Source organism: Pseudomonas sp. NPDC086278, from assembly GCF_050280905.1.
GTDB lineage: Bacteria > Pseudomonadota > Gammaproteobacteria > Pseudomonadales > Pseudomonadaceae > Aquipseudomonas.
Map to the genome: position 1 here is coordinate 146708 of NZ_JBNNWE010000001.1, position 22231 is coordinate 168938.

The 22231-nt window shown below is 60.1% G+C and carries 8 protein-coding genes; 4 read left to right on the plus strand and 4 right to left on the minus strand.

The window, feature by feature from the left end; genetic code table 11:
- Window positions 1–94 precede the first annotated feature (94 nt).
- Window positions 95–4948: an NEL-type E3 ubiquitin ligase domain-containing protein gene (locus tag ACQKP4_RS00770; protein WP_427629471.1), complete on the plus strand. Its 4854-nt coding sequence runs from the start codon at window positions 95–97 to the stop codon at window positions 4946–4948.
- Window positions 4945–8772, plus strand: a complete 3828-nt coding sequence (locus ACQKP4_RS00775) for a dermonecrotic toxin domain-containing protein (RefSeq protein ID WP_427629473.1) — start codon at window positions 4945–4947, stop codon at window positions 8770–8772. The genes ACQKP4_RS00770 and ACQKP4_RS00775 overlap by 4 nt, the downstream gene beginning before the upstream one ends.
- Window positions 8773–8845: 73 nt before the next feature.
- Here ACQKP4_RS00775 and ACQKP4_RS00780 read toward each other — a convergent pair whose 3' ends face one another.
- Both ACQKP4_RS00780 and ACQKP4_RS00785 read right to left on the minus strand, forming a co-directional pair.
- Window positions 8846–9340, minus strand: coding sequence for a DUF934 domain-containing protein (locus ACQKP4_RS00780; protein WP_427629475.1), 495 nt, complete (start codon window positions 9338–9340; stop codon window positions 8846–8848).
- The gene (locus ACQKP4_RS00785; protein ID WP_427629477.1) at window positions 9324–10982 is read right to left on the minus strand and encodes a nitrite/sulfite reductase; all 1659 of its coding nucleotides are present in this window, start codon (window positions 10980–10982) and stop codon (window positions 9324–9326) included. The genes ACQKP4_RS00780 and ACQKP4_RS00785 overlap by 17 nt, the downstream gene beginning before the upstream one ends.
- Before the next feature lie 521 nt (window positions 10983–11503).
- Between ACQKP4_RS00785 and ACQKP4_RS00790 the strand changes: the two genes are divergently transcribed.
- The gene (locus ACQKP4_RS00790) at window positions 11504–12577 is read left to right on the plus strand and encodes an ABC transporter substrate-binding protein (protein WP_427629479.1); all 1074 of its coding nucleotides are present in this window, start codon (window positions 11504–11506) and stop codon (window positions 12575–12577) included.
- On the opposite strand, the gene ACQKP4_RS00795 is transcribed toward ACQKP4_RS00790, so the two are convergent.
- Complete coding sequence (locus ACQKP4_RS00795) at window positions 12574–12792, minus strand: DUF2970 domain-containing protein (protein ID WP_427629481.1); 219 nt, start codon at window positions 12790–12792, stop codon at window positions 12574–12576. The genes ACQKP4_RS00790 and ACQKP4_RS00795 overlap by 4 nt on opposite strands.
- A 214-nt stretch (window positions 12793–13006) precedes the next feature.
- Here ACQKP4_RS00795 and ACQKP4_RS00800 point away from each other — a divergent pair, with 214 nt between their 5' ends.
- Window positions 13007–19969, plus strand: coding sequence for an NEL-type E3 ubiquitin ligase domain-containing protein (locus ACQKP4_RS00800; RefSeq protein WP_427629483.1), 6963 nt, complete (start codon window positions 13007–13009; stop codon window positions 19967–19969).
- Window positions 19970–20032: 63 nt separating this feature from the next.
- On the opposite strand, the gene ACQKP4_RS00805 is transcribed toward ACQKP4_RS00800, so the two are convergent.
- Window positions 20033–22231 (minus strand): vitamin B12 dependent-methionine synthase activation domain-containing protein (locus tag ACQKP4_RS00805; RefSeq protein ID WP_427629485.1); only part of this gene is annotated, 2199 nt, incomplete at its 5' end.

Consider the following 22231-nt stretch of genomic DNA (forward strand, 5'->3'; position numbering starts at 1 on the left):
GGGCCCTTTTTTTAGTGGTGGTATATAGGTAACGCTGGTTAAAAAAGATGGTCGGTAAGCTGAAAGTTCTTTTCAGTTTCCGAGTTACTCAAGCATGTCTTCCATCTCCACCGCTAAAAACATTCCCGTGTTAACGCCGGATCAACAAGGCGTTTTCCTTGAACTGGTCAAAAATAATGTTCCCTCCTGGTTACTGTCCGCCTCGGCTGAGTTGCGACGTGAGCTCCATGAAAGCCTGATTGCCAGCCATCGCTCAAAAACCGCTGCCGCCAGCCTTCTGAAAAACCTCAAGTCCGTGCAGGCGTTCTGCGCGCCGTTGCTGGCCAAGGCCTTGTCCGACAAGCTGGGTACGCCGCTTGACGTCACGGGCGTGGTATTTCAGCACGTGCGATCGACCTCGAGCCTGCTGGGGCTGCGCAAGAAACTGGTGTTGCCGATCGACCGGGATTTGTTGACCGCTGCCTGTGAGAATTTCGCCGCAAGCGAAATGCTGGAGGGGAACTACCACGACAGTTCGTTGATTTATATTCCTGAAAAAGTGACCGGCAAAAAAAACCGGATACTGCCGATCAAGCCCCATGAATTTGCCACCGTGTGCCGGTCACTGGATCTGGGCAAACAGTACCAGGCCCATCTTCAGTCGCTGTTTGAACCCGAATCAACAGTGAATGAGCTGCGGGCCGCATGCATCAGCCATTCGCAGAATTGCTTTGAAGTAGACAGGCATCTGGCGTTGATGAAAAAACATATCAGCGTCGAGGCTCACCAGATGTTGCGGGCGGTTGGAAACAATGATCAGCCCTGCAGGCCAGGCGCCAACGGCCTGGGATACCGAACCTTGAAAATGTTCGACGTGACACTCATGGGGGCGATGTCGATCAGCCCGGTCAGTGAGCGTGATGATGACCGGTGTGTGGTCTATTTGCCGGGTGATCTGCTGCATCCACTGAAAGAGTATTCATCGTTCACTCATTTTGAAGCGGAGTTGAGCGCTCGATTGAAAGTCGCGGCGTTTCGTCGATCCTTCTTGCGGTATATCAAGCTGGCGGACCGCGCTGCGTTTCTGAGTGCCCTGGAATCAAATCTGCTAGCCCCCAAATCGTCGCCGCTTCCAGCGAGCGCCACTTATGTCTCGGTGGCCGGCGTCGACGTGAAAGGTGACTTGTTTCAGACGCTTTTTCGCCACTATTCCAGCCAGATCATGGCCGATGCCCGGCTTCTGGTCGTTCCCACTGACGATGAAGACGAACTGTCGCGGCTCGCTCGGCTGGAAGTCTGGAAGGCGATCGGCCTTGATTTTCTGCTGGCGGCAGCCTCCTTGTTACCCGTTGTGGGCGAGATCCTGCTGGTGGTGACCGGCGCGCAACTGCTGACGCAGGTTTATGAAGGAATCGACCGGTGGTCCAGGGGCGAACAGGAGCAGGCCATGGACTACCTGTTCGACACGGTGGAAAACCTGGTCCTGATGGCGGCTTTCGTGGCGGGTACGGCGGTGGCGGGCACGGCCTGCAAAGCGATCAGGACATCGACGTTCATCGAGCGGCTGCGGACCGTCCACCTCGGGGACTCCCGTACCCGCCTGTGGAAGCCTGATCTGGCGGTCTATCAGCAGCATCGGTCGTTACCGTCCACGCTGGCGATGGATGATCAAGGGCTGCGTTGGGTGGGTGATCAAGCGTACCTGGCCATCAATGCCAAGGTTTACGCCGTGCGGCCCAAGGCCGAAACCGACCTCTGGGAAATCCTTCAACCCAACGGTATCGCCGACGGCTATTTACCGTTGCTCGAAACCAACGGGCGTGGCGCTTGGCGGCACGATTCGGAGCTGCCCCAGGCCTGGGACCGGCTCACGCTGTTTCGCCGTTTCGGTCACGGCGCCGATGATTTTTCCGACGTCGTCGCCCTCCAGATCATGGCCGTCAGCGGGATCGACGACAGCGCTCTGCGTCAGGCCCACATTGATCGACGCAGCCCTCCGGCCGTGCTGATTGATACGGTTCGGCGGTTTCGCGCCGACGCCGCCGTCAGCCGATTTATCGAGCGCATGCAAACCCCATCATCGGCCTCTCGGGCGGATCACGACCTGCAATTGCAGCTGCTGACGACCCACACCCGTTGGCCGGCGGATACCGCTGTCAGTGTCGTCAATGCCGCAAACGAACAAGTGCACGTCTATGGCCCGTCCAGCGCAGGGGCCGCCAAGACCGTCAGACTCAGCCAGGCGGCGTTGGGAAATGGGCATTTCTACACGGCGTTGCTATCGGCGCTTGACCGTCACCTGCGGGCGCAGCTGTTGGGACTGAACATCGATAATCCGGTGGTCGAGGTTGCTGAACTGATCAGAATTCTTGGTCAGGAGGCTCAACGCAAACGACCGACCCTGTTCACACGGATTTATCAGCGCACCGAAACCCCGGCCAATACGCGAGTGTCCGTCCTGCTCGGAAAATTCCCCGAATTGCCGGCCAGTGTGGCCGAGGAGTTGGAGCGAAACGCGTTATCCGCTGAGCGGGAAGAACTGGAGATGGCACGGGTACCCTTACGGCTGGCGGAGGAGGCGCGCCATTACTTGCGGGTATTACGCGTCGCTCGGGCCTATGAAGGTTTGTACCTGAACAGTGCCGAGAGTATCGACAGTCACCGATTGGTGCTGCACACCCTTGAGCACCTGCCTGGCTGGGACGGCAATCTGCGGGTCGAGGTGCGGGAGTGGGCAAGCGGAAAGGAAGAAGTGGCCAGTATCGGATCAGACTCCGCCACGCAGCAGCTGGTGATCAAGGCACAGGGTGATCGCTACAGTGTTTTCGACGGCCGGGATGGGCCAGTGACCTCGTTCTTCAATCGAACCCGCGAACACTACTTCCAGGCACTCTGGCACGGGCTGTCGACCGCGCGCAGAACGGCGCTGGGTGTGCAAACCGATGACGCCTGGATGGCGTTGCGGCAGAAGATCACGCAGGTTGCCCTACAGCGCCGCGATACCGTTACGCAGGTCATTGATGCTGCGGGTCGGCTGGGTGACCACTCGCCGATGGAGTTTGCCGACCGGCTCTGCGCTGCACATGCCGCGATGCCCTCTGCAAGCGCTGCCATCGTCAGCAGCTCCGACGTGATGGTGCGCCGGGCGCAAGAGCTGTATCCGACGCATTCCCCGGCACAAATCCACAGATTCCTCGCGGCCCTCGGTACCAACGAAATTCTGATTCTGCAGAAGCTGGAGTCGCTCAGGCTTGAGTTTTTCTCGATCAGGGAAGCATTGGGCCGCTGGGTGAGTCGCACGACCTGGCATCAGGCACCCGATGGTCCGAGGCTGAAAGTCGCGAAGCACAGCAAGGTTCGCGCAGCGCAGGCCATCATCGGTGGTTGGCGTAAGGAATCCGGGTTTGTCCAGACAAGCGAAGGGCTGTTCAGAACGCTGGCCTTTGATCCGCAGCCATTGGGTGAACTGCCTGTGATCAGCGGTGACTTCCATCACATTGACCGTCTGGTGATGGAGGGCGTGGGTGCCAGCAGCGGCTTGAATGCGTTTCTGCGCAACTTCAGCAATTTGCACAGCTTGACCTTGACCGCTAATCACCTGACCCGATTGCCTTTGGCGGTGACGAGCATGCCCCGACTGGCCCACCTGGATCTGAGCGACAACCTGATTCAACTGACGGCGGAATCGGCCGGCCAGTTGGCCGGCATGAGCAATCTGCGCACGCTGAACCTCGCCTGCAACCCGAGCCTTTCGTACGTGCCGGATGTCAGCAAACTGCAGCACCTGCAACAGCTGAACCTGAGGGCGAGCGGGATCGACCAGTGGCCGGCGGGCACCTCCGATCTGCGGGAGCTGCGCGTGGTCGATGTGCGTGACAACCGAATAGAGTGTCTTCCAGCGATGTTCTTCAAGGACGCCTGGGCGTCAAAACGGGAAATCCATCTGCATGGCAACCCGTTATCGCCCGCGACCTTTAAACAGCTCCTTGCCTATCAGCAAAAGAACGGCGTCAGTTTTGGGGTCATGGAATATCGTCGACAGGCTGCGCCGACCCTGACCCAGGCAGCGCAAAGCGCCTCATGGCTGGCCGGGAAAACGCTTGCTGAAACCGTGTCCGGGCGCGCGCTGTGGGAGTCATTGCTGGCCTGTCCGGGTTCCAGGGATTTTTTCAACGTGCTCGCGCGCCTCCAGAGCACGGCGGACTTCAGCCGGCTGTACTCGCAATTCAGCCAGCGGGTGTGGAATGTTCTGGAGGCGGCCGGTGAAGATGACCGTTTACGACGCTCGCTTTTCAGCATCGCCCGCACCGGAGGGATCAGCGCCGATGGTTACTTGGCGCTGTTCAGTGAAATGGAAGTCCGTGTGTTGTGTTTCAGGGCCATGGCAGCAGCTACCACGGGGTTGGCGGCACTGGAGCAACAGTTCATCAATCTGCTGCGCGGGTTGTTCCGGTTGCAAGAGGTCGAGAGACTGGCTCTGACGGATATCAACACCCGCAGCAGCGCTCAACTCAATCGTTACGATCATGCACTGGAGATCAGCCTGGCGTATCGCGTGGGTCTGGCCGAACGATTGGACTTGCCGGCGCAGCCACGGCGGATGGTGGCCGGATTGAATGTCGAAGTGACGGCGGCAGCACTGGACAAGGCCTGCCTGGCTGTCTTGGAAATCGAGCGTACAAGCGCGTTGCAAGACTGGATCGTTCAGCAAGGCTTTTGGATCGAGTATCTGGAAGCGGCCCATCGTGACCGTTTCGCGGTGATCACGGACCGCACGGCACAAGGCTTTGCGCAGCTCGAGGGACAGGTCCAGTTGTCTCGCGAGACCGCTGCGGAGCGCATGAATGCCATCCTTCAAAACTTCAGAAACGAACGTCGGGATTTGATCTGGCAACTGACGTCCCAGGCGCTGGGGCGCCATCCCGCGCCCGAAGTGCCCGGTACCAGCGCCAGCGGGGCCGAACAATGAACAACTGTGCAGGCAATCAAGGGAATGCACCGGCCTTGCCGCAAACGCGCGAGAACCTCAGGCACGTCGTGGATGACGCGCTGCCACAGACGCCCGCCCGGTTTGGCGCACACCTGATCCAGGAAAAGTGGGGCCAGGACATCGACCCGGCAACGGCGCAGTTGGTGACGCTCGATTACGACTACAAGGGGCGGCCTGCCCGGAACGGCATCCACCAGGGGCGGATCGCGAGCGCCATGTCCCTGGTGCAGGCGTTGCTGTCCAACTATCAGACTGTGGGCGACGGGCGCTTCGTGGAAACAATGTTCGGGTTATACACGCCACCCGATGTCGGGCCGTCTGTTCGGATTGTCGAGCATGTCGATGACAAGACCGAGCCCGGCAACGACTACCACTACTCCTACGAAGGCCTCTACCGTCGGACCGATCCGCAAGTCTATGGGCCTGCGACCCAAATCGCGGTGAGGCCCGCCGACTTCAGGAAGTGGGTCTGGGAGCTGGATCTGCAAGGGCGGTATCAACGCTATCTTGATCAGGCCTGGCCAGCGGACGACGTGATCGTTGCCGCCACGCCGAACGTCCTGAAAACGTCGGCCAGGATCGCCTTTGTCATGGCCGCTTTTCTCCAGCAGCAAGAGGCCAGCCTGACTCCCGAGGGCCTGGCGCTGGCCATGCAGGCAATGGGATTGCCGCCTGACCAAGCCTGGGCAACCTTGACGATCAACCCACTGCAGGCACCGACCCAAGGGGCGCCAACGCTGAAGATTGGCCGCCTGAAACTCTATCGCTACACCGCGAAGGATATCTGGGGCTGGCGGGCCCCTGACGGCGCGCTGCTGGTGTACATCCCCGGCAACTCTTCGCCACTTCACGCGTTCACCGACACCCGGCAATTGCATCAATGGGTTGTGCGGCAGGGCACAAGTGATGCGACGAAACAGGCCCTGGCCGCCCACTTCGCCGAGGATGACCGCAAGGATGGTACGTTCCATGCCGGTGTGCTGACGGCGCTGGAGGGCATGGCGCTCTACCCGCGAAAACATCGGCTGACCAAAGAAGCCGGGCTCTTCAACGACGACGGCTACTGGGAGCCCGCCCGATACATCGGTTTCGATGACTCGCCCGTCGGCACCGATCCGTTTGCCCACTTGGTGCTGACCATGAAGGAAGCTTCGCGGGCCAGTGTCAAAACCATTCGTGACGATGCCCAGGTCAACCGGGATAACTTGAGTGCGGTGGTCGAGCCGGTCGTGCAGTGGGTCAACCGTTTCGCTCCGTTGGCGCTATTTGTACCGGGCGGCGAAGGGCTGCTGGCGCTGGCCGGCATCATTGACGCGGGGTATGGCCTTGATCAGGCCATCAACGGTGCAACGTCAAGTGATCGAGCGGCAGGTGTGACGCGTACGGTGTTTGGCTTGCTCAATGCGCTGCCGCTGGCTGGCGCGGGCGCGGCGCTCAAACGGGAGGGGGCCGAGGCCGGCGTCGTTGCGGAGCGTGCCCACGAGCCCGGAGCCCATCCGACGGTGGAGGGCGTCAGGCCGGTGGCGGATCCGGTCGCGGGCTCTTCCGCGTCAACCGGCGTCCCGCCGCTGAACCGCGTGGAACTGATCCGTGGCATCGGTCCGCCAGTGGCCTCTTTCAGCGACGAGGTGCTGGCGCAGATCGGCAAAGTCAGCGCCATCGATGACGACATGCTGCGCCTGATGCACGGCGGACGCCCGCCGACGCCCTTGCTGGCAGATACCTTCAGCCGCTTCAGGATCGATCAGGAACTGGCGCAGGCCGGGGTGTCCCAAAGCCAGCGCGCCGAGCTGTTCACCGCCCGCTATGAAGCGCTTCAGCGCTCGGAACAAGAGTGGGTCCGGTTGTTTCAACGGCAATATCCTGACTTGCCCAGGAATGCCATTGAGCAAATGCTCGATCGTCATGGCGTGGACGTCCAGAGCCCGGTCGACGCGGCCCGGGTCCGGCAAGTGTTCAGGCAGTTGCACAACAAGGCCCGGCAATACCAACAGCATGTGCGGCTCAACCGCGCGTATGAGGGGCTGTACCTGCGCTCGGTGGCGAACCCCGAGTCCGACACCCTGGCCCTGCATTCGCTGAAAAACCTTCCGGGATGGCCGAAAAAGGTGCGAATCGAAATCCTCGACGGTTCCCCCACCGGCCGGGTTCTGGATCGAAGCATCGCGCTGGATAACAGCGTGTCCCGGCAGTTGGTCAAGGTCGGGAATCGTTATGGGCACCAGGGCGGCGAGACGGATTTTTACCAGGCCATCCTCGGCTTGTTGTCCGACCAAGAGCGTTTGGCGTTGAACCTGGGGTCGCTTGATCCAGCCAATGAACTGCGGCTGCACATCAGTGACCGTGCATTGTCCCGCGCGGATTTGAGGCTTGGACTGGACCGGCTGGACTCCGGTTTGCCCTTCGAGGCGCAAGGACTGCGCGGTGGCGGTTTCCCCGGTACACCGCAGGCCGAAGCGCTGACACGCCAGGTGATGAGGTTGCAGGTCAAGGAGATTTATCCGGATTTTTCGGATGCTGAAGCGGATGAACTGCTACAGCGCACGGCGGGCAATGCTCAGGCACACCTCGATTCGCTCCGGCAACAGCTACTGCAGCTCAACACAGACTTGAATGCCTGGGTCGACCAGGTGGCGGAAGACATTGAGGACATGGATATCCCGTTTCTGTTTGAAGAGGATGATGAGGCTGAGGGCCTGAGCGATGAACAAATCGCCGAACATAACGCTGAGCTGGTGCATAACGTCGTGAACCAGGAGCGGGAAACCCGCACTGAGCTGGCCGAGGAGCTGATTGCGATCTGGCAAAAACGCCAGTCGCAAGTCAAACGCGTCTATTCGCAGGGGCAGGTTGCAGGTTTCAAGCTGGACCTGAGTTATGAGGACTATCACCGATTGCCGTTGATGAGCGTGCGGTTCAACGAAGTCATCGAAATATCGATGCTCAATTTCCAGGTGACCGAGCGTGGCACGCTAAATGGCTTTTTAGAGAGTTTTCCTGATCTTCGGACGCTAAATCTTGAGCATGTGGACCTGATTCAATTCGACGCCGCCGGTGGCGCCCAGGGCGTTTTGCCGCCGGTGATTTCCAGCCTGACCCGACTCACGTCACTCAATCTCATCGCTACCGGGCTGGTCTTTACCGAAGAGACAGCGGGGCAGTTGAGCGAACTGGTGCGGCTCCAGACATTGGAGATGAGTGAAAATCCCTTGGGTGTGCCTCCCGTGGTGCTAGGCATGAACGAGTTGCGCCGGCTAACCCTGAGGAATACCGGCATCAAACGATGCCCTGTCGGCATTCCGGATGAGCCGCGCCTGACCTTGCTGGATTTGCGTGACAACCGGATCACGCGGGTTCCCACGGCCGTATTCAACCAGGTCGCCGCCGAGGATAGCGTGCTGCTGTGGGGGAACCCGCTGACAGACGAGGACACACTTCGACGCATTGTGAGCCATCGAGAGCGAACGGGAATCAATCTGTGGCTGAGCGAGGAGGGCGCCGACTACGGGCAGTCGGTGGTCTGGTTGCGAGACTGTGACGCACAGACACAAACGGCGATGCAAGCCATATGGGAGCGGCTGGCAAGTAACCCGTCCGGTACACGGTTTCTGAATGTCATAAACCGGCTCAGCCTGACGGCGGATTTTCGAGTGGAGTATTCGTCGCTGCAAGCGCGAGTCTGGCAGCTCTTGCGGGAGGCGGATGCCTCGCAAGAGTTATGGCGGAGGCTGAGTCAGGGCAGCGGTCGGTTCGAAAATCCGTTGGCCGCTTTCAGGGAATTGGAGAATCGCGCCGGGCTTTAAGCAAGCCGGGTATTCAATGTGTCATCACAGGAAATAAGCCTTGAACCCCACAACGGGGTTCAAGGCTGGACGATCAGCGGCGACGGAACAGCGGCAGCGGTTCGTCGGTGGCGGCCTGATAGGTCACCGAAAAGTCCTTGAGGCTTTCAAGGGCTTCGTACGGGTCTTTGTCGGCACGAATCGCAAATGCATCGAAACCGCAGCGGTGCAGGTAAAACAACTGGTCGCGCAACACGTCGCCAATCGCCCGCAGCTCGCCTTTGAAACCGTAACGGTCACGCAGCAGACGGGCGTTGGAGTAGTTGCGGCCATCGGTGAACGCCGGGAAATTCAAGGCAATCACCTTGAACTGCTCGACGTCGTCACCGATTTCCTCGGCTTCTTCGTCGGCGTCCAGCCACACGCCAAGACCGCCATCGCGGGCCTTGAGCGCATGCGCATGTTCGCGCCACAGGGCCAGCGGCACGATCAGGTCGTCGCAGTTGGAAATGCCATCGAGGGTCGCGTCCTTTGGCATCAAGTGCCAGGTTTCATCGACGACTTCGTTGTTCTTAATGATTCGCTGCATAGACGCGCTCCTTGAAGAGGTCGATGCCGATACGCTGATAGGTGTCGATGAAGCGTTCATCTTCGTTACGTTGTTCGACGTATACGTTGATCAGCTTCTCGATCACGTCAGGCATGGCGTCCTGGGCGAAGGACGGGCCGAGGATTTTACCCAGGCTCGCATCGCGACTGGCGCTGCCACCCAGGGAGACCTGGTAGAACTCTTCGCCTTTCTTGTCCACGCCGAGAATGCCGATGTGGCCGACGTGGTGGTGACCGCAGGCGTTCATGCAACCGGAAATGTTCAGGTCCAGTTCACCGATATCGAACAGGTAGTCCAGGTTGTCGAAACGACGCTGGATCGACTCGGCGATCGGGATCGACTTGGCGTTGGCCAGCGAGCAGAAATCACCGCCAGGGCAGCAGATGATGTCGGTCAGCAAGCCGATGTTCGGCGTGGCGAAACCTTGCTCGCGCAACTCGCCCCACATCGCGAACAGTTGCGACTGTTCCACGTCGGCCAGAATGATGTTCTGCTCGTGAGACGTGCGCAGTTGCCCGAAGCTGTAACGCTCGGCCAGGTCGGCCACGGCGTCGAGCTGCTTGTCGGTGATGTCGCCCGGGGCAACGCCGGTCGGCTTCAGCGACAGCGTCACCGCCACATAACCCGGCTTCTTGTGGGCCAGGGTGTTGCGGGTGCGCCAGCGAGCGAAACCCGGGTGTTCGTTGTCGAGTCGGGCCAGTTCGGCGGTCTGGTTGTCCAGGGCCTTGTAGTCCGGGTCGACGAAGTGTTTCGCGACGCGATGCACTTCGGCGTCGGTCAGCGTGGTCTGGCCACCGCGAAGGTGTTCCATTTCCGCGTCGACTTTTTGCGCGAAGACTTCAGGCGTCAGGGCTTTGACCAGAATCTTGATCCGCGCCTTGTACTTGTTGTCGCGACGGCCATAGCGGTTGTAGACACGCAGGATGGCGTCGAGGTACGTCAACAGGTCTTGCCACGGCAGGAATTCATTGATGAACGCACCCACCACCGGGGTACGGCCCAGGCCGCCACCGACCAGCACACGGAAACCCAGTTCGCCAGCGGCGTTGTGCACCGGCTCAAGGCCGATGTCATGGACTTCAATGGCTGCACGGTCAGAGGTCGAGCCATTGATGGCGATCTTGAATTTGCGCGGCAGGTAGGCGAATTCCGGGTGGAACGTCGTCCATTGACGAACGATCTCGCACCACGGGCGCGGGTCGATCAATTCGTCGGCGGCGACACCGGCGAACTGGTCGGTGGTGACGTTGCGCAGGCAATTGCCACTGGTCTGGATCGCGTGCATCTGCACGGTGGCCAGCTCAGCGAGAATGTCCGGAATGTCTTCCAGCGCCGGCCAGTTGAACTGCACGTTCTGCCGGGTACTGATGTGGGCATAGCCCTTGTCGTAGTCGCGGGCCACTTTGGCCATCATCCGCGTCTGGCGCGAAGTCAGTTGGCCGTAAGGCACCGCCACTCGCAACATCGGCGCGAAGCGCTGGATATAAAGCCCGTTTTGCAGGCGCAGGGGGCGGAATTCTTCTTCGCTCAGCTCGCCTGCCAGGTAGCGTCGGGTCTGATCACGGAACTGCTTGACGCGGTCCTCGATGATCCGCTGATCGTACTCGTCGTATACGTACATATAAGTCCTGTTCTCAGGCTTGGGCCGGTCGGATCCCGTTACGTTTTTTGCTTGGAAGTCTCCGATACTGCTTCGGCAATTCTGCGCGCACGGCCGCGCACTCCCAACGGAGCCGGGGCAAGATACCAGTTTGTAGTTATGCGCAAAAGTGATGTTTGAGTATATGTAAAGAACCAAAACGACTAACGAGAACGGTTATTGCTAAACCCCTATTTGTGGTGCGGGCAATCGTCGTCTTTACTCTGGTCGAGTCTTTATGCAATCACCGATAAAACCGACAAGAGGCGATGCAATGAGCAACCCTACCAAAGCTACAAAGCCTGACAGTACGGTCGACGCCTGGGCGATTTTGTTCCTGATCATCCTGGTCGTTGGCACAGCGGTATTCTGGGTCAGTCATCAATAACCGACCCCGTCCGGGCCTGGTTCCGACAGTTGTCGGGCGTACAACGGAATAAACGCCGTTTCCGGCACTTCGCTGGCTATAATGCGCGGCGATTTTCCGGGGGCTCGGACGTTAAATGTTGAAGTTTTTCTCCACCTTTGTGCTGATGCTGGGCATGGCGTGCGGATCGGCTGCGCGTGCGGAATCGGTGTTGTTCCTCAATCCGGGGAAAACCCAGGAAGCCTTCTGGATCAGTTACTCGCAATTCATGCAGGCCGCGGCCCGGGATCTGGGCATCGACTTGCAGATTCTCTACTCCCAGCGCATGCCGGAACTCACCCTGGCGCAGGCGCGCCTGGCGTTGCAAGGTGCCCATCGTCCCGACTACCTGGTGTTCGTCAACGAACAGTCCGTTGCCCCGCAAATCCTGCGCCTGGCCGAGGGCAGCGGCGTAAAGCTGTTCATGGTCAATGCCTCGCTGACCGCCAATCAACTGAGCTTGCTGGGCGAGCGTCCTGATCGTTTGGGCAGCCTGGTGCCCAACGACGAGGAGGGCGGGTACCTGATGCTCAAGGAAATGATTCGCCAGCACCCGCCGGCGGCGCCCGGCCAGGTAATCGAGTTGCTCGCGTTCTCCGGTCTGAAGATCACCCCGTCTGCACAACGGCGCGAGCAAGGCATGATGCGCGCGCTGGCCGAGCACCCTGAAGTGCGATTGCGCCAACTGGTCTACGGCGGCTGGACCCGTGATCGGGCGTACGAGCAGGCGAAATTGCTGTTTCGACGCTACCCGAACGTCTCGCTGGTGTGGTCGGCCAATGACGAAATGGCGTTCGGTGCGATGCAGGCGTTTGCCGAAACGGGCGGCGTGCCAGGCAAGGACGCGTTGTTCAGCGCGGTCAACACCTCGCCCGCGGCGTTGCAGGCGATGGTCGACGGTCGACTGAGCGTGTTGCTGGGCGGCCACTTCACCTTGGGCGGATGGGCGCTGGTGGAGTTGCATGACGTTGATCGAGGGGTGGACCTGAGCCGTTACGGCGGTCGCGATCAGCAGATACCCTTGCTGCAACTGGTCGACAAGGCGCAAGCCAAGCGCCTGTTGGCGCTAGGCGAATTCCCTGACTACGGCGTGAATTTTGCTCGACTGTCGGCCAAGGGGCGGCCAGCATCCTATCGCTATCCGTTCAGCCTGCACACCCTGATGCGCTAAACCCCGGCCAGGTGCAACACCAGGAGCACAATGCCGAACAGCGTCAACGCAAATATGGCCGTGAACAAAATCCCCAGAATCACGAAATGACTCGGTTTGCCGTGGGTGAAGTCCCGGGCGCGATTCTTCCCGCTCTGTACGCCGAACGCGGCGGCCATCACGCTGTGCATCATCTGCCAGAAGCTCGGCGGCTTGTTGTCGACTGGATCGTCCATAAATTCCTCGTCATTAATGTCGTGGCGTAAGCATAGACAATCGCGAAAGAATGCCGGCAGCGATCCGGAACCGGGCGGGCGCTACCGGTGAAGTCGGTAAAACCGCGCAACAGTAAGCGTGAGGGTTTCGTCCTCCCTATAAATATGTACCGCCATCCGGCCGGTTGGCCGTGATGTCCTGAGGCTCTATCAATGAGTTATCAGGATTCACATCATGCAGGACCTTTCCAAGCCCGCGAACCAAGGGCTTCATACCCCGTTTATCAAGAGCCGTCTGCCCGACTGGACCGAACACCTTGTTCGCCCCGATCTTGAGCGCCTGACCCGGGCGCGTGATCCCGCGCGGCTATTCGCCCAGACTTACCCGACGCTTTATGCCGGGGCGCTTGCGGCATGGCGCCAGGCATTGCTCGATGCTCAGGTGCGCAGCAACACCTCCAGCCAGGCGCTGGCCAAGACGCTTAAAGACTTCAAGGGCATCAGCGAATTCGCCAGGCCATTGCTGGAAGCAGCCATGAGCAACACCTTTGGCCAGTCAGCGGATGTGACAAGGACAATGCTGTTTCATCTGCGCGCGCCCAATCAGGCCGATGAGCAGACACTGTTGCAGGCGGCGTTGCGCAACTTTGAAGCTGACGAACCCTTCGATGAAGTTGCCCTGCAGGAAACCAGCGCGCTGGCACCCGCCGGGGCATTGGAGAGTGAGCTTTACGATCAACGGGAGCGTTATCCGTTCGGCAAGACGCGCTACAAAATACGCGACAAATCGTCGATCAAGCCCGATGCGTTCGCCAGGCTGTGTCGCAAGCTCGACCTGGGCAAGCAGTATCAGGAGCACCTCAGCGCGGTTTTCGATTCGCCCGAAACATCGGCGACGGTCCGCGAGCAGACGATCGCGGCGAGCAAGGACAGGCTGCGCGTGCAGGCGCATATCGCGCGGATGAAGTCGAACATCAATGAAAGCGCTTACGCCGCGTTGCTGGCGATACTCGATGGCAACCCTGAGGCCAGGCTCGATGGGCGCCGGCTGGCCTACAGCCAGTTGACGGTGCTGGGATCGGAGTTGAGTGAGGTATTGATCATCGGTCCGGCGTCCCGTAAACCCACTTCGACGCTGGAGGACATTGCCGAGGCGTTTTTGCCGGTGCCCACCTTCAGTCGGTCAGTCACCCCCGACGCGAAAGTCATCGTGTACGTTCCGGGTGACCCGTTAAGCCCGGTCAAGGAGTATTCGTCGCTTGGCGCGTTCGAAAAGGACCTGGCGATCAAGTTGCGCTCGCGGTCCTATCAACGGTTCTTCGCCGGGTTACTGCCGCAGGACGAGTCCGCGAGCTTTTTCCGACGGCTCAAGTCCCAGCTCAAGGTCCAGCGCTGGAACCCGAAACCGGTCTATCCGGGCCCACCTTTCAACCCGAAGACCTTCCGCAACGGCCTGTACGAATTGGTCTGGAACCCGGACGTCAACCTGGCGTTGAGCGAAACGTTCATCGGCAGTGAAGTGTTCGGCGCGCGCTATGAAGCTCACCTTGCCAGGGCAAAGTCCAACGCAAGGTTGCTGGCGATACCCACGGCTGAAGTTGACCACCAGGCCTGGCTGGAACGCCTCGGGCACTGGGCTGAATGGGGGCTCAATGCACTGAATGTGGCCGCCTTTTTTGTGCCGGGACTGGGCGAGGTGATGCTGGTCGTGACCGCCGTGCAGTTGTCTGGCGAGGTCTATCAAGGCGTGGAGGCATGGAAGGAGGGGGATGCCGAGGAGGCCTGGGGGCATCTCAAGTCAGTGATGGAGAACGTTGCCTTCATGGCCGCTGTGGGTGCAGTGGCAAGCAAGGCGCCACCGATCACATCGTCCGGTTTTGTCGACGGGATGCGCACGATCACTACGCCATTTGGCGAGCCGCGCTTGTGGCATCCGGACCTCGCCGCCTACAAAAGTGGCGTCGCGCTGGAGGGCCTCAACCCGAACGCCCTGGGGCAATACGAGGTCGGCGGCAAGACCTACATCAACCTGGAGGGCAATGCCTACGAAAAGGCTTTCGACCCCGCGCTCAAGCAGTGGCGGATCAAACACCCCACCGACCCGGACGCTTACCAACCGGTCTTGCTTCACAACAACCTTGGCGCCTGGCGCCATAGCCTTGAACGGCCGCTGCAGTGGGATCGCCTGAGGCTGTTGCGTCGCATTGAGCCGCAAATGCAGGCTTTTTCCGACGCTGAACTGGAGCAGATCGCCAGCGTGAGTGGTGTCAGCGATGATGCCTTGCGCCAGATGCACGTCGACCATCTGCCACCACCGCCGCGATTGTCCGAGACCGTGGCGTCATTCAAGGCTGATCGGCAAGTGACCGGGCTGATCGACCGACTCCGCAGCGGCGGCCGCCTGGACCACGCTTATGACTGGGTCGTCAATCTCGCGCTGGAGTTGCCGGACTGGCCTGGCGAAGAGGTGCTGGAGGTCTTCGAGGGCCCGGAACTCTGGGGCGCTTCGCGGCGCTTCAGTTCGGTATCGACGGTGAACAGCGCCAGGCCGACCATCAAGATCACCCAAGCCGAAGTGAGGGCAGGGAAACTGCCTGAGCGTGTGTTGTCAGCGCTCGACGAACCGCAAGTTATCCGCTTATTGGGTGGTCGGAGCACGGCGCAAGGCGCGGACCGTGTGCAGATGTTCAGGGACCGCTTGGCCGATCACGGGCTGGATAAAAAACAGTCTTTGTTCGACCGCCTTCGCGCTGATCAGCAGACGGCAGATACCGACACTCGACGCCTGACACGCAGTTTTCCGACGCTGTCGCCTGAGGCCGCTCGCGAGGTGCTCGCCGAGGCCAGTGCTGCCGAGCTGTCCCGGTTGCACAGCACCGGGAAAATCCCCTTGCGCCAGGCAAAAGCGATTCGCGTGCATCTACAGCAAGGCACTTTCAGCCGGGCACTCTGCGGTCTGCACCTGGAATCCATGGCGTCGGTGGCCAGCGACCGGTTGGCGTTGCACAGTCTTGAGCACTTGCCCGGCTGGTCGCCGGACATACGTGTGGAAGTGCGCTCAGGCTCGATCCAGGGAGCGCTGCTGGACAGTGTCGGTGACAGCGGCGCAACTCGCTTTTTTCTGGTCAAGCGCGACGAGTGTTTTCAGGCGTTCGACGGGCAAGGCAGGGCGCTTAACAATATTCCTGCCCACGGCCGTAATCTTTTTGCGTCGTTGCTGGAAGTTGTGCCGCAGGCATCACGGGCACGTTTCGAAGGTGAGCCAGTCCACGCGTTGCAAAAAACACTGGCCAACTATGCCAGCGCTCATCGCAACGAGATGTCCATGGTCTTGAAGCAACGCCCCATTAATGCTCGCCCGTCGCTGCGCTTGCCCACTGGCCGTCTCGGTTACCTGGCCAGTGGCCGTGGCGTCGGCTTTCCCGACAGCGCATTGGTCTCCCGAGTGCGAGACCTCTATCCCAACCTGTCTGATGAGCAAGCCGAGCAATTCGTCAGGAGTCGCCTGAGCGCCGGAGACAGCCATTCGCAAGTGTTCAATCTGTTGGCTAACCGGCAGCGGGAATTCGACGGCTTGGGCACCACATTGAACAACTGGGTGCGGGCCGGCGCAGATGAGTCCGCCCGCAGGCTGCTCGCCGACCAGCTGATCCGGTGTTGGCGCAACGGTCTCTACCGAGGCCTGGAACCTGCGTTTTATCTTGATTTGCGCGGTGCCGACCCGTTGCCTGAGCTGGCTGCCGACTTCACCCATGTGCGTGACGTTCATCTGAACAGTGACCAGATCATTGGTGACATGAGCGTTGCGGTGTTAGGGCAGTTTCCGAAGGTCAAAAAGCTCAATATTGCCGTCAGCGCTGAGGATATGGTGGCACTGGCCGAGAAACTGCCGGAGTTGACCACTATCACCGAACTGAGGCTCGACAGCGCCTCTCAGGCTTATGCGCCGCAATTGTTGCGGGCTCTCGAAGGCATGACGCAACTGCAACAGCTCTCGCTGAAAGGCGATATGAGCCTGATGGATTTCAGCACGCTGACCAATCTACGCTCCTTGAGGCTGGCGGGTAACCTGGCCAAGTGGCCGACGGGTGTGTTGGGCCTTGCCCGGCTTGAAACCCTGGATTTGCATGGGTTACCGATCCGTTCGCTGCCCGCCGAGCTGTTCAACGGCTACGAGCCGTTATGGCGCAGCCTGCAGCTGAACTGGGCGGCCCTGGAACGGCAGGCGTTCCTGCACGCTTATGAATATGTGCATGACCACCCGGCTCATCTGGTCGATGAGCGGCAGATGCTTGCGCAGTACTGTGAGGGGCGTTTGTCCGACCTGATGCCCGATGAACGCACCTTCGCTCAGGACGCACTGGCCCGGTTCAATGCCGACGGGCTCGCGGGGCGAACGTTGCTGGATCGGGTCGAGGGATTGCAAGAACAGCATCGCGCCTTGAATCAGTCGCTGGACACATGGAAGGACAACGTGGTGCAGGTCGATGGCGAGCAGATGGAAGTCCATCACCGTGAGCGGATCGCTGACACAATCCGTGACTGCGCGCGCGACGGGTTACGTGCAAGGTATGCAACACAGGAACCCGTGGCGGGCCGGTCGTGGTGGACTGTCAGCCCGATAAACCTGGTGTTGGACCTGACCGGGTTTGGGCCATTGGGCGACTTGCCCGCGCTTGGCGATACGGTCTTTCCTCATATTCGCCGCCTGGTCCTGAGAGGTGGCGGCCTGTCGACCCCGCAGGTGAATGATTTCCTGCGTGGGTTTCCCCAGTTGCGCACGCTCGAACTCAGCGCCAACCGACTGACCGATATTCCGCAGGCCATTGATGCGTTGGGGCAGTTGACCGAGTTGTACCTGTCACTCAACGAGTTAACGATCACGGCGTCAGCGCAAGCACGGTTGAACCGCCTGACCTCATTGGAAACGCTGTACCTGTCACACAACCGCATCGGCACCCTGGACGTTGGCTCGCTGACCAAACTACGAAGTCTGGACCTGAGTCATACGCAAACCAGAGCGTGGCCCGAGGGCGTACTGTCGCTGCCGGATCTGCGCCGCCTCGCGTTGAATAACACTGCCATTACCGAGATCCCCAAGGCGGCCCTGAGCGGGCATGATCGACTGCTGCAAGGAACCTCGTTGCAAGGTTGCCGGTTGAGTCCGCAAGCGTTGACGGCGGTGCGCGCATACGCACAACGCACGGGGTCCGAAAGCCCGATGGGCATCGCGATGGCGCATCTGTCGGCAGGACGAACCGGGGGCGATCCGGAGTTCTATCCGGTTGAAGCCGCGGAGCAGCCGGACCTTTTGCTGCCCCTGGACCTCGGACCTGGCGAAAGTGCTGTGTCGCAGACCTCGGCCGCCCGGTTGCAGCGTCTTGATCCTCGACTTGGCGATGCCGAAGCGGTCGAGCAAATTGACGCATGGCTTGCCCGGGGCATGGGCGCTGGCGAAATCGAAGCACGGTTGGTCCAATGGCACCAACAGCAGACGCAATTGATCACGCTGTTGAATGACTGGATCGCTGTCCCGGCCGTGCGTCGTCGCGGGAACTGGGTAAGCGCGGTATACCGCCGCCGGGCGGCTGACCGGCTGCTGGAATGCTGGCGAGCTACCTTGCGCGAGGTGCCTGTAGCGGATGGAGGTCCGGGTGATTTTGCACTTGATCTTTCCGGTCTGGTCATCGGCGATGTGCCTGCCTTGCCGCTCACGTTCAATCACGTCGGGGTGTTAAACCTAAGCGAGGTCGAACTCACGCAAAACTCCACTGCGTTTTTGCGCTCATTTCCCCAGTTGCGTAGCCTGGTCCTCAACGGTAACGGCTTGGGCAATTTGCCCGAGGCCATTACGCAATGCGAGCACCTCACGCGTTTGAGCGCCCGCTATAACAGCCTCAGCAGCAATGAACCGTTGCAACGTCAGTTGCGCTCGCTGACGCGTCTGCAATGGCTGGACCTGAGCGAAAACCGGCTGAGTGAGTTTGACGTGACCGGCCTTGACCAGGTGCAGAGCCTGGATTTGAGTGGTAACAACCTTGTCGACTGGCCTGAGGGAACGCTCCAGGCGCCAGCCCTGACGACCCTCGACTTGAGGACCAATCAGATAACGACGATTCCTGCCGATGCGTTGCAGCCAGAGCACGCCACCTTGATGGCGGGCACCAATCTGTTCGATAACCTGCTGGAAGAAGAAGAGTTCATCCGTTTACAGGAGTACATGCAGAACACCGGGCGCGGGCTGGGTTTTACCAATGAGCAAATAGACCGTGTGCTGGAGGGGTTCGAGCCGATCGACTCTTCCGATACCGATGAGGAAGATGATCACCCCGACCACGAGGCGCCCGACGCGCAGAAAAACCGTTGGTTTGCCGGCGTGGCGGCAGACTCGGAAAAGCACCCGATATGGAACACGTTGATGGCCCAGGACGCCACACAGGACTTCGCATACATTTTTTCGCAACTTCGACACACCCATGACTTTGCGGCGGATCGCGCCGGGCTGACACAGCGCGTCTGGCGTGTGCTTGAGTCCGCGTACGGCGATGAGGCACTGAGCCAGCGGTTGATGGGCCTGGCGAGAGCGTTGAGGCATCAAGTGACCTGTGGTGATGGCCGAATATTGTTGTTCAACGAGCTGGAGGTCGAGGTCTTTGAGTTCGAAGCCTTGAAGTCCATCGCCCCGGAGCATAAAGGTCGCGAGTTGCTTCAACTATCCAGGCGTCTGTTTCGACTGGCTCAGGTTGAGGAGGAGGCCAAGGTGCGGATTCAGCTCAATCCCCGTATCGATCCCGCCGAAATCCGTCTGGCTTATCGCACCGGCCTGGCGCAACGTCTCGATCTGCCCAGCCAGCCAAAAGGGATGATTTACGAAAACCTGGCGAAATTGAACGCAGCGGATCTGGAGCAGGCGTACACCAGGATCATTGCCCGCGAACAGACGCCAGCGTTTGTCGAACAACTGATTGCGCGAAAATACTGGAGAGACTTCCTGGAGGAAAAATACCCTGCTGAATTCAGTCGGGTACAACAGGGCTTTCAGGCGAAAGCAACTGCGCTTGAGGACAGCTTCCCCGAATTCAATCAGACGTACTTCCTGGCGTTGAGGACGCTGGAAACCGCCAACAAGGCCGAGCGCCAGCATTTGCTGGTCGAACTCTCGACGCGTGAAATGGCCGCACTGGCCGCGCAGACCTGATCGTCAGCCGGCGACGCTCTGGAGTTGGCACACGTGCACCTCCAGAGCGCGCCGTTTCGAAGATCAGTTGTCGTAGCCCAGGTTCGGCGCCAGCCAGCGCTCGGTCACGCTCAATTCCTGGCCTTTGCGCGAGGTGTAGCTCTGCACCTGATCCTTGTCGACCTTGCCCACGGCGAAGTACTGCGCTTGCGGGTGAGCGAAGTACCAGCCGCTGACCGCTGCGGCCGGGAACATCGCGTAATGCTCGGTGAGGAACACGCCGCTGCGGCCGGCCTTCAGCTCTTCGGCTTGCGGGTCGAGCAGTTTGAACAGCGTTGCCTTCTCGGTGTGATCCGGGCAGGCCGGATAACCCGGAGCAGGGCGGATGCCGGTGTATTGCTCTTTGATCAAGGCATCGTTGTCGAGGGTTTCGTCCTTGGCGTAGCCCCAGTAATCCTTGCGGACCTGCTGGTGCAGCCATTCGGCGCAGGCTTCGGCCAAACGGTCGGCAAGGGCCTTGACCATGATCGAGTTGTAATCGTCGCCGGCGTCCTGATAAGCCTTGGCGACTTCTTCGGCGCCGATGCCTGCGGTGGTAATGAAACCACCGACGTAGTCGGTCACTTCGCTGTCCTTCGGCGCCACAAAGTCGGCCAGCGAGAAATTCGGCTTGCCGTCAGTCTTGATGATTTGCTGGCGCAGGTGATGCAGCTTTGCAATCGGCTTGCCGTCATCGCCATAGACTTCGATGTCGTCGTCGCGTACCTGATTGGCTGGCCAGAAGCCAAACACCGCACGGGCGCTGATCAGTTTTTCATCGATCAGCTTGGCGAGCATTTCCTGGGCATCGGCGAACAGCGAGGTGGCGGCTTCGCCCACCACTTCGTCCTGCAGGATGCGCGGGTACTTGCCGGCCAGGTCCCAGGAAATAAAGAACGGGGTCCAGTCGATGTATTCGGCCAGCACCTTCAAGTCGATGTTATCCAGCACCTTGGCGCCGGTGAATGTCGGCTTGACCGGCGCGTACGTGCTCCAGTCGAACTGCGGCTTCTTGGCGATAGACGCCGGATAGCTCAGGCGTTCGGTACGGGCGCTGCGGTTGGCGGTGCGCTCACGAACCTCGATGTATTCCAGGCGGGTTTTCTCGACGAAGGCCGGTTTCAGTTCCTTGGACAGCAATTGCGTGGCCACGCCGACGGCGCGCGAGGCGTCGGTGACGTAGATCACCGCGTCGTTGCTGTACTTCGGCTCGATCTTCACCGCCGTGTGGGCCTTGGAGGTGGTCGCGCCGCCGATCATCAACGGCAGGTAGAAGTCCTGACGCTGCATTTCACGGGCGACGTGAACCATTTCATCGAGCGACGGCGTGATCAAACCGGACAAGCCGATGATGTCGCACTTCTGCTCTTTGGCCACTTGCAGGATCTTTTCGGCCGGCACCATCACGCCGAGGTCGACGATGTCGTAGCCGTTACAGCCGAGCACCACGCCGACGATGTTTTTGCCGATGTCGTGCACGTCGCCTTTAACCGTGGCCATGAGGATCTTGCCCTTGGCTTCCGGCTTGTCGCCTTTTTCCAGCTCGATGAACGGGATCAAGTGAGCCACGGCCTGCTTCATCACGCGGGCGGATTTCACCACCTGCGGCAGAAACATTTTGCCGGCGCCGAACAGGTCGCCGACGATGTTCATCCCGGACATCAACGGGCCTTCGATCACTTCGATCGGCCGGCTGAATGACTGACGGGATTCTTCGGTGTCTTCGACGATGTGCGTGGTAATGCCTTTGACCAGCGCGTGTTCCAGACGCTTGTTGACGTCCCAGCCACGCCACTCTTCGGTCTCGGCTTCCTTGACGCTGCCGTCGCCCTTGTACTTGTCGGCGATGGCGAGGAGGGCGTCGGTGCCTTCCGGCGTGCGATTGAGCACCACGTCTTCCACGGCATCGCGCAGCTCGGCCGGGATCTGGTCGTAGATCTCCAGCTGGCCGGCGTTGACGATACCCATGGTCAGGCCGTTGCGGATCGCGTACAGCAGGAACACCGAGTGAATCGCCTCACGCACCGGGTTGTTGCCCCGGAACGAGAACGACACGTTGGACACGCCGCCCGAGGTCAGCGCATACGGCAGCTCGTCGCGGATGTAGGCACAGGCGTTGATGAAGTCCACGGCATAGTTGTTGTGTTCTTCGATACCGGTGGCCACGGCGAAGATGTTCGGGTCTTCCGATTGCAGGCTGTTGATCATCACCCACACCAGCGGGGCGATCTCGAACACGATAAA

What these genes read in the sequence shown, in the direction of transcription:
- ACQKP4_RS00770 (WP_427629471.1), top strand. Translation starts at nt 95, where the DNA reads ATGTCTTCCATCTCCACCGCTAAAAACATTCCCGTGTTAACGCCGGAT.
- ACQKP4_RS00775 (WP_427629473.1), top strand. Translation starts at nt 4,945, where the DNA reads ATGAACAACTGTGCAGGCAATCAAGGGAATGCACCGGCCTTGCCGCAA.
- ACQKP4_RS00780 (WP_427629475.1), bottom strand. Translation starts at nt 9,340, where the DNA reads ATGCAGCGAATCATTAAGAACAACGAAGTCGTCGATGAAACCTGGCAC.
- ACQKP4_RS00785 (WP_427629477.1), bottom strand. Translation starts at nt 10,982, where the DNA reads ATGTACGTATACGACGAGTACGATCAGCGGATCATCGAGGACCGCGTC.
- ACQKP4_RS00790 (WP_427629479.1), top strand. Translation starts at nt 11,504, where the DNA reads ATGTTGAAGTTTTTCTCCACCTTTGTGCTGATGCTGGGCATGGCGTGC.
- ACQKP4_RS00795 (WP_427629481.1), bottom strand. Translation starts at nt 12,792, where the DNA reads ATGGACGATCCAGTCGACAACAAGCCGCCGAGCTTCTGGCAGATGATG.
- ACQKP4_RS00800 (WP_427629483.1), top strand. Translation starts at nt 13,007, where the DNA reads ATGCAGGACCTTTCCAAGCCCGCGAACCAAGGGCTTCATACCCCGTTT.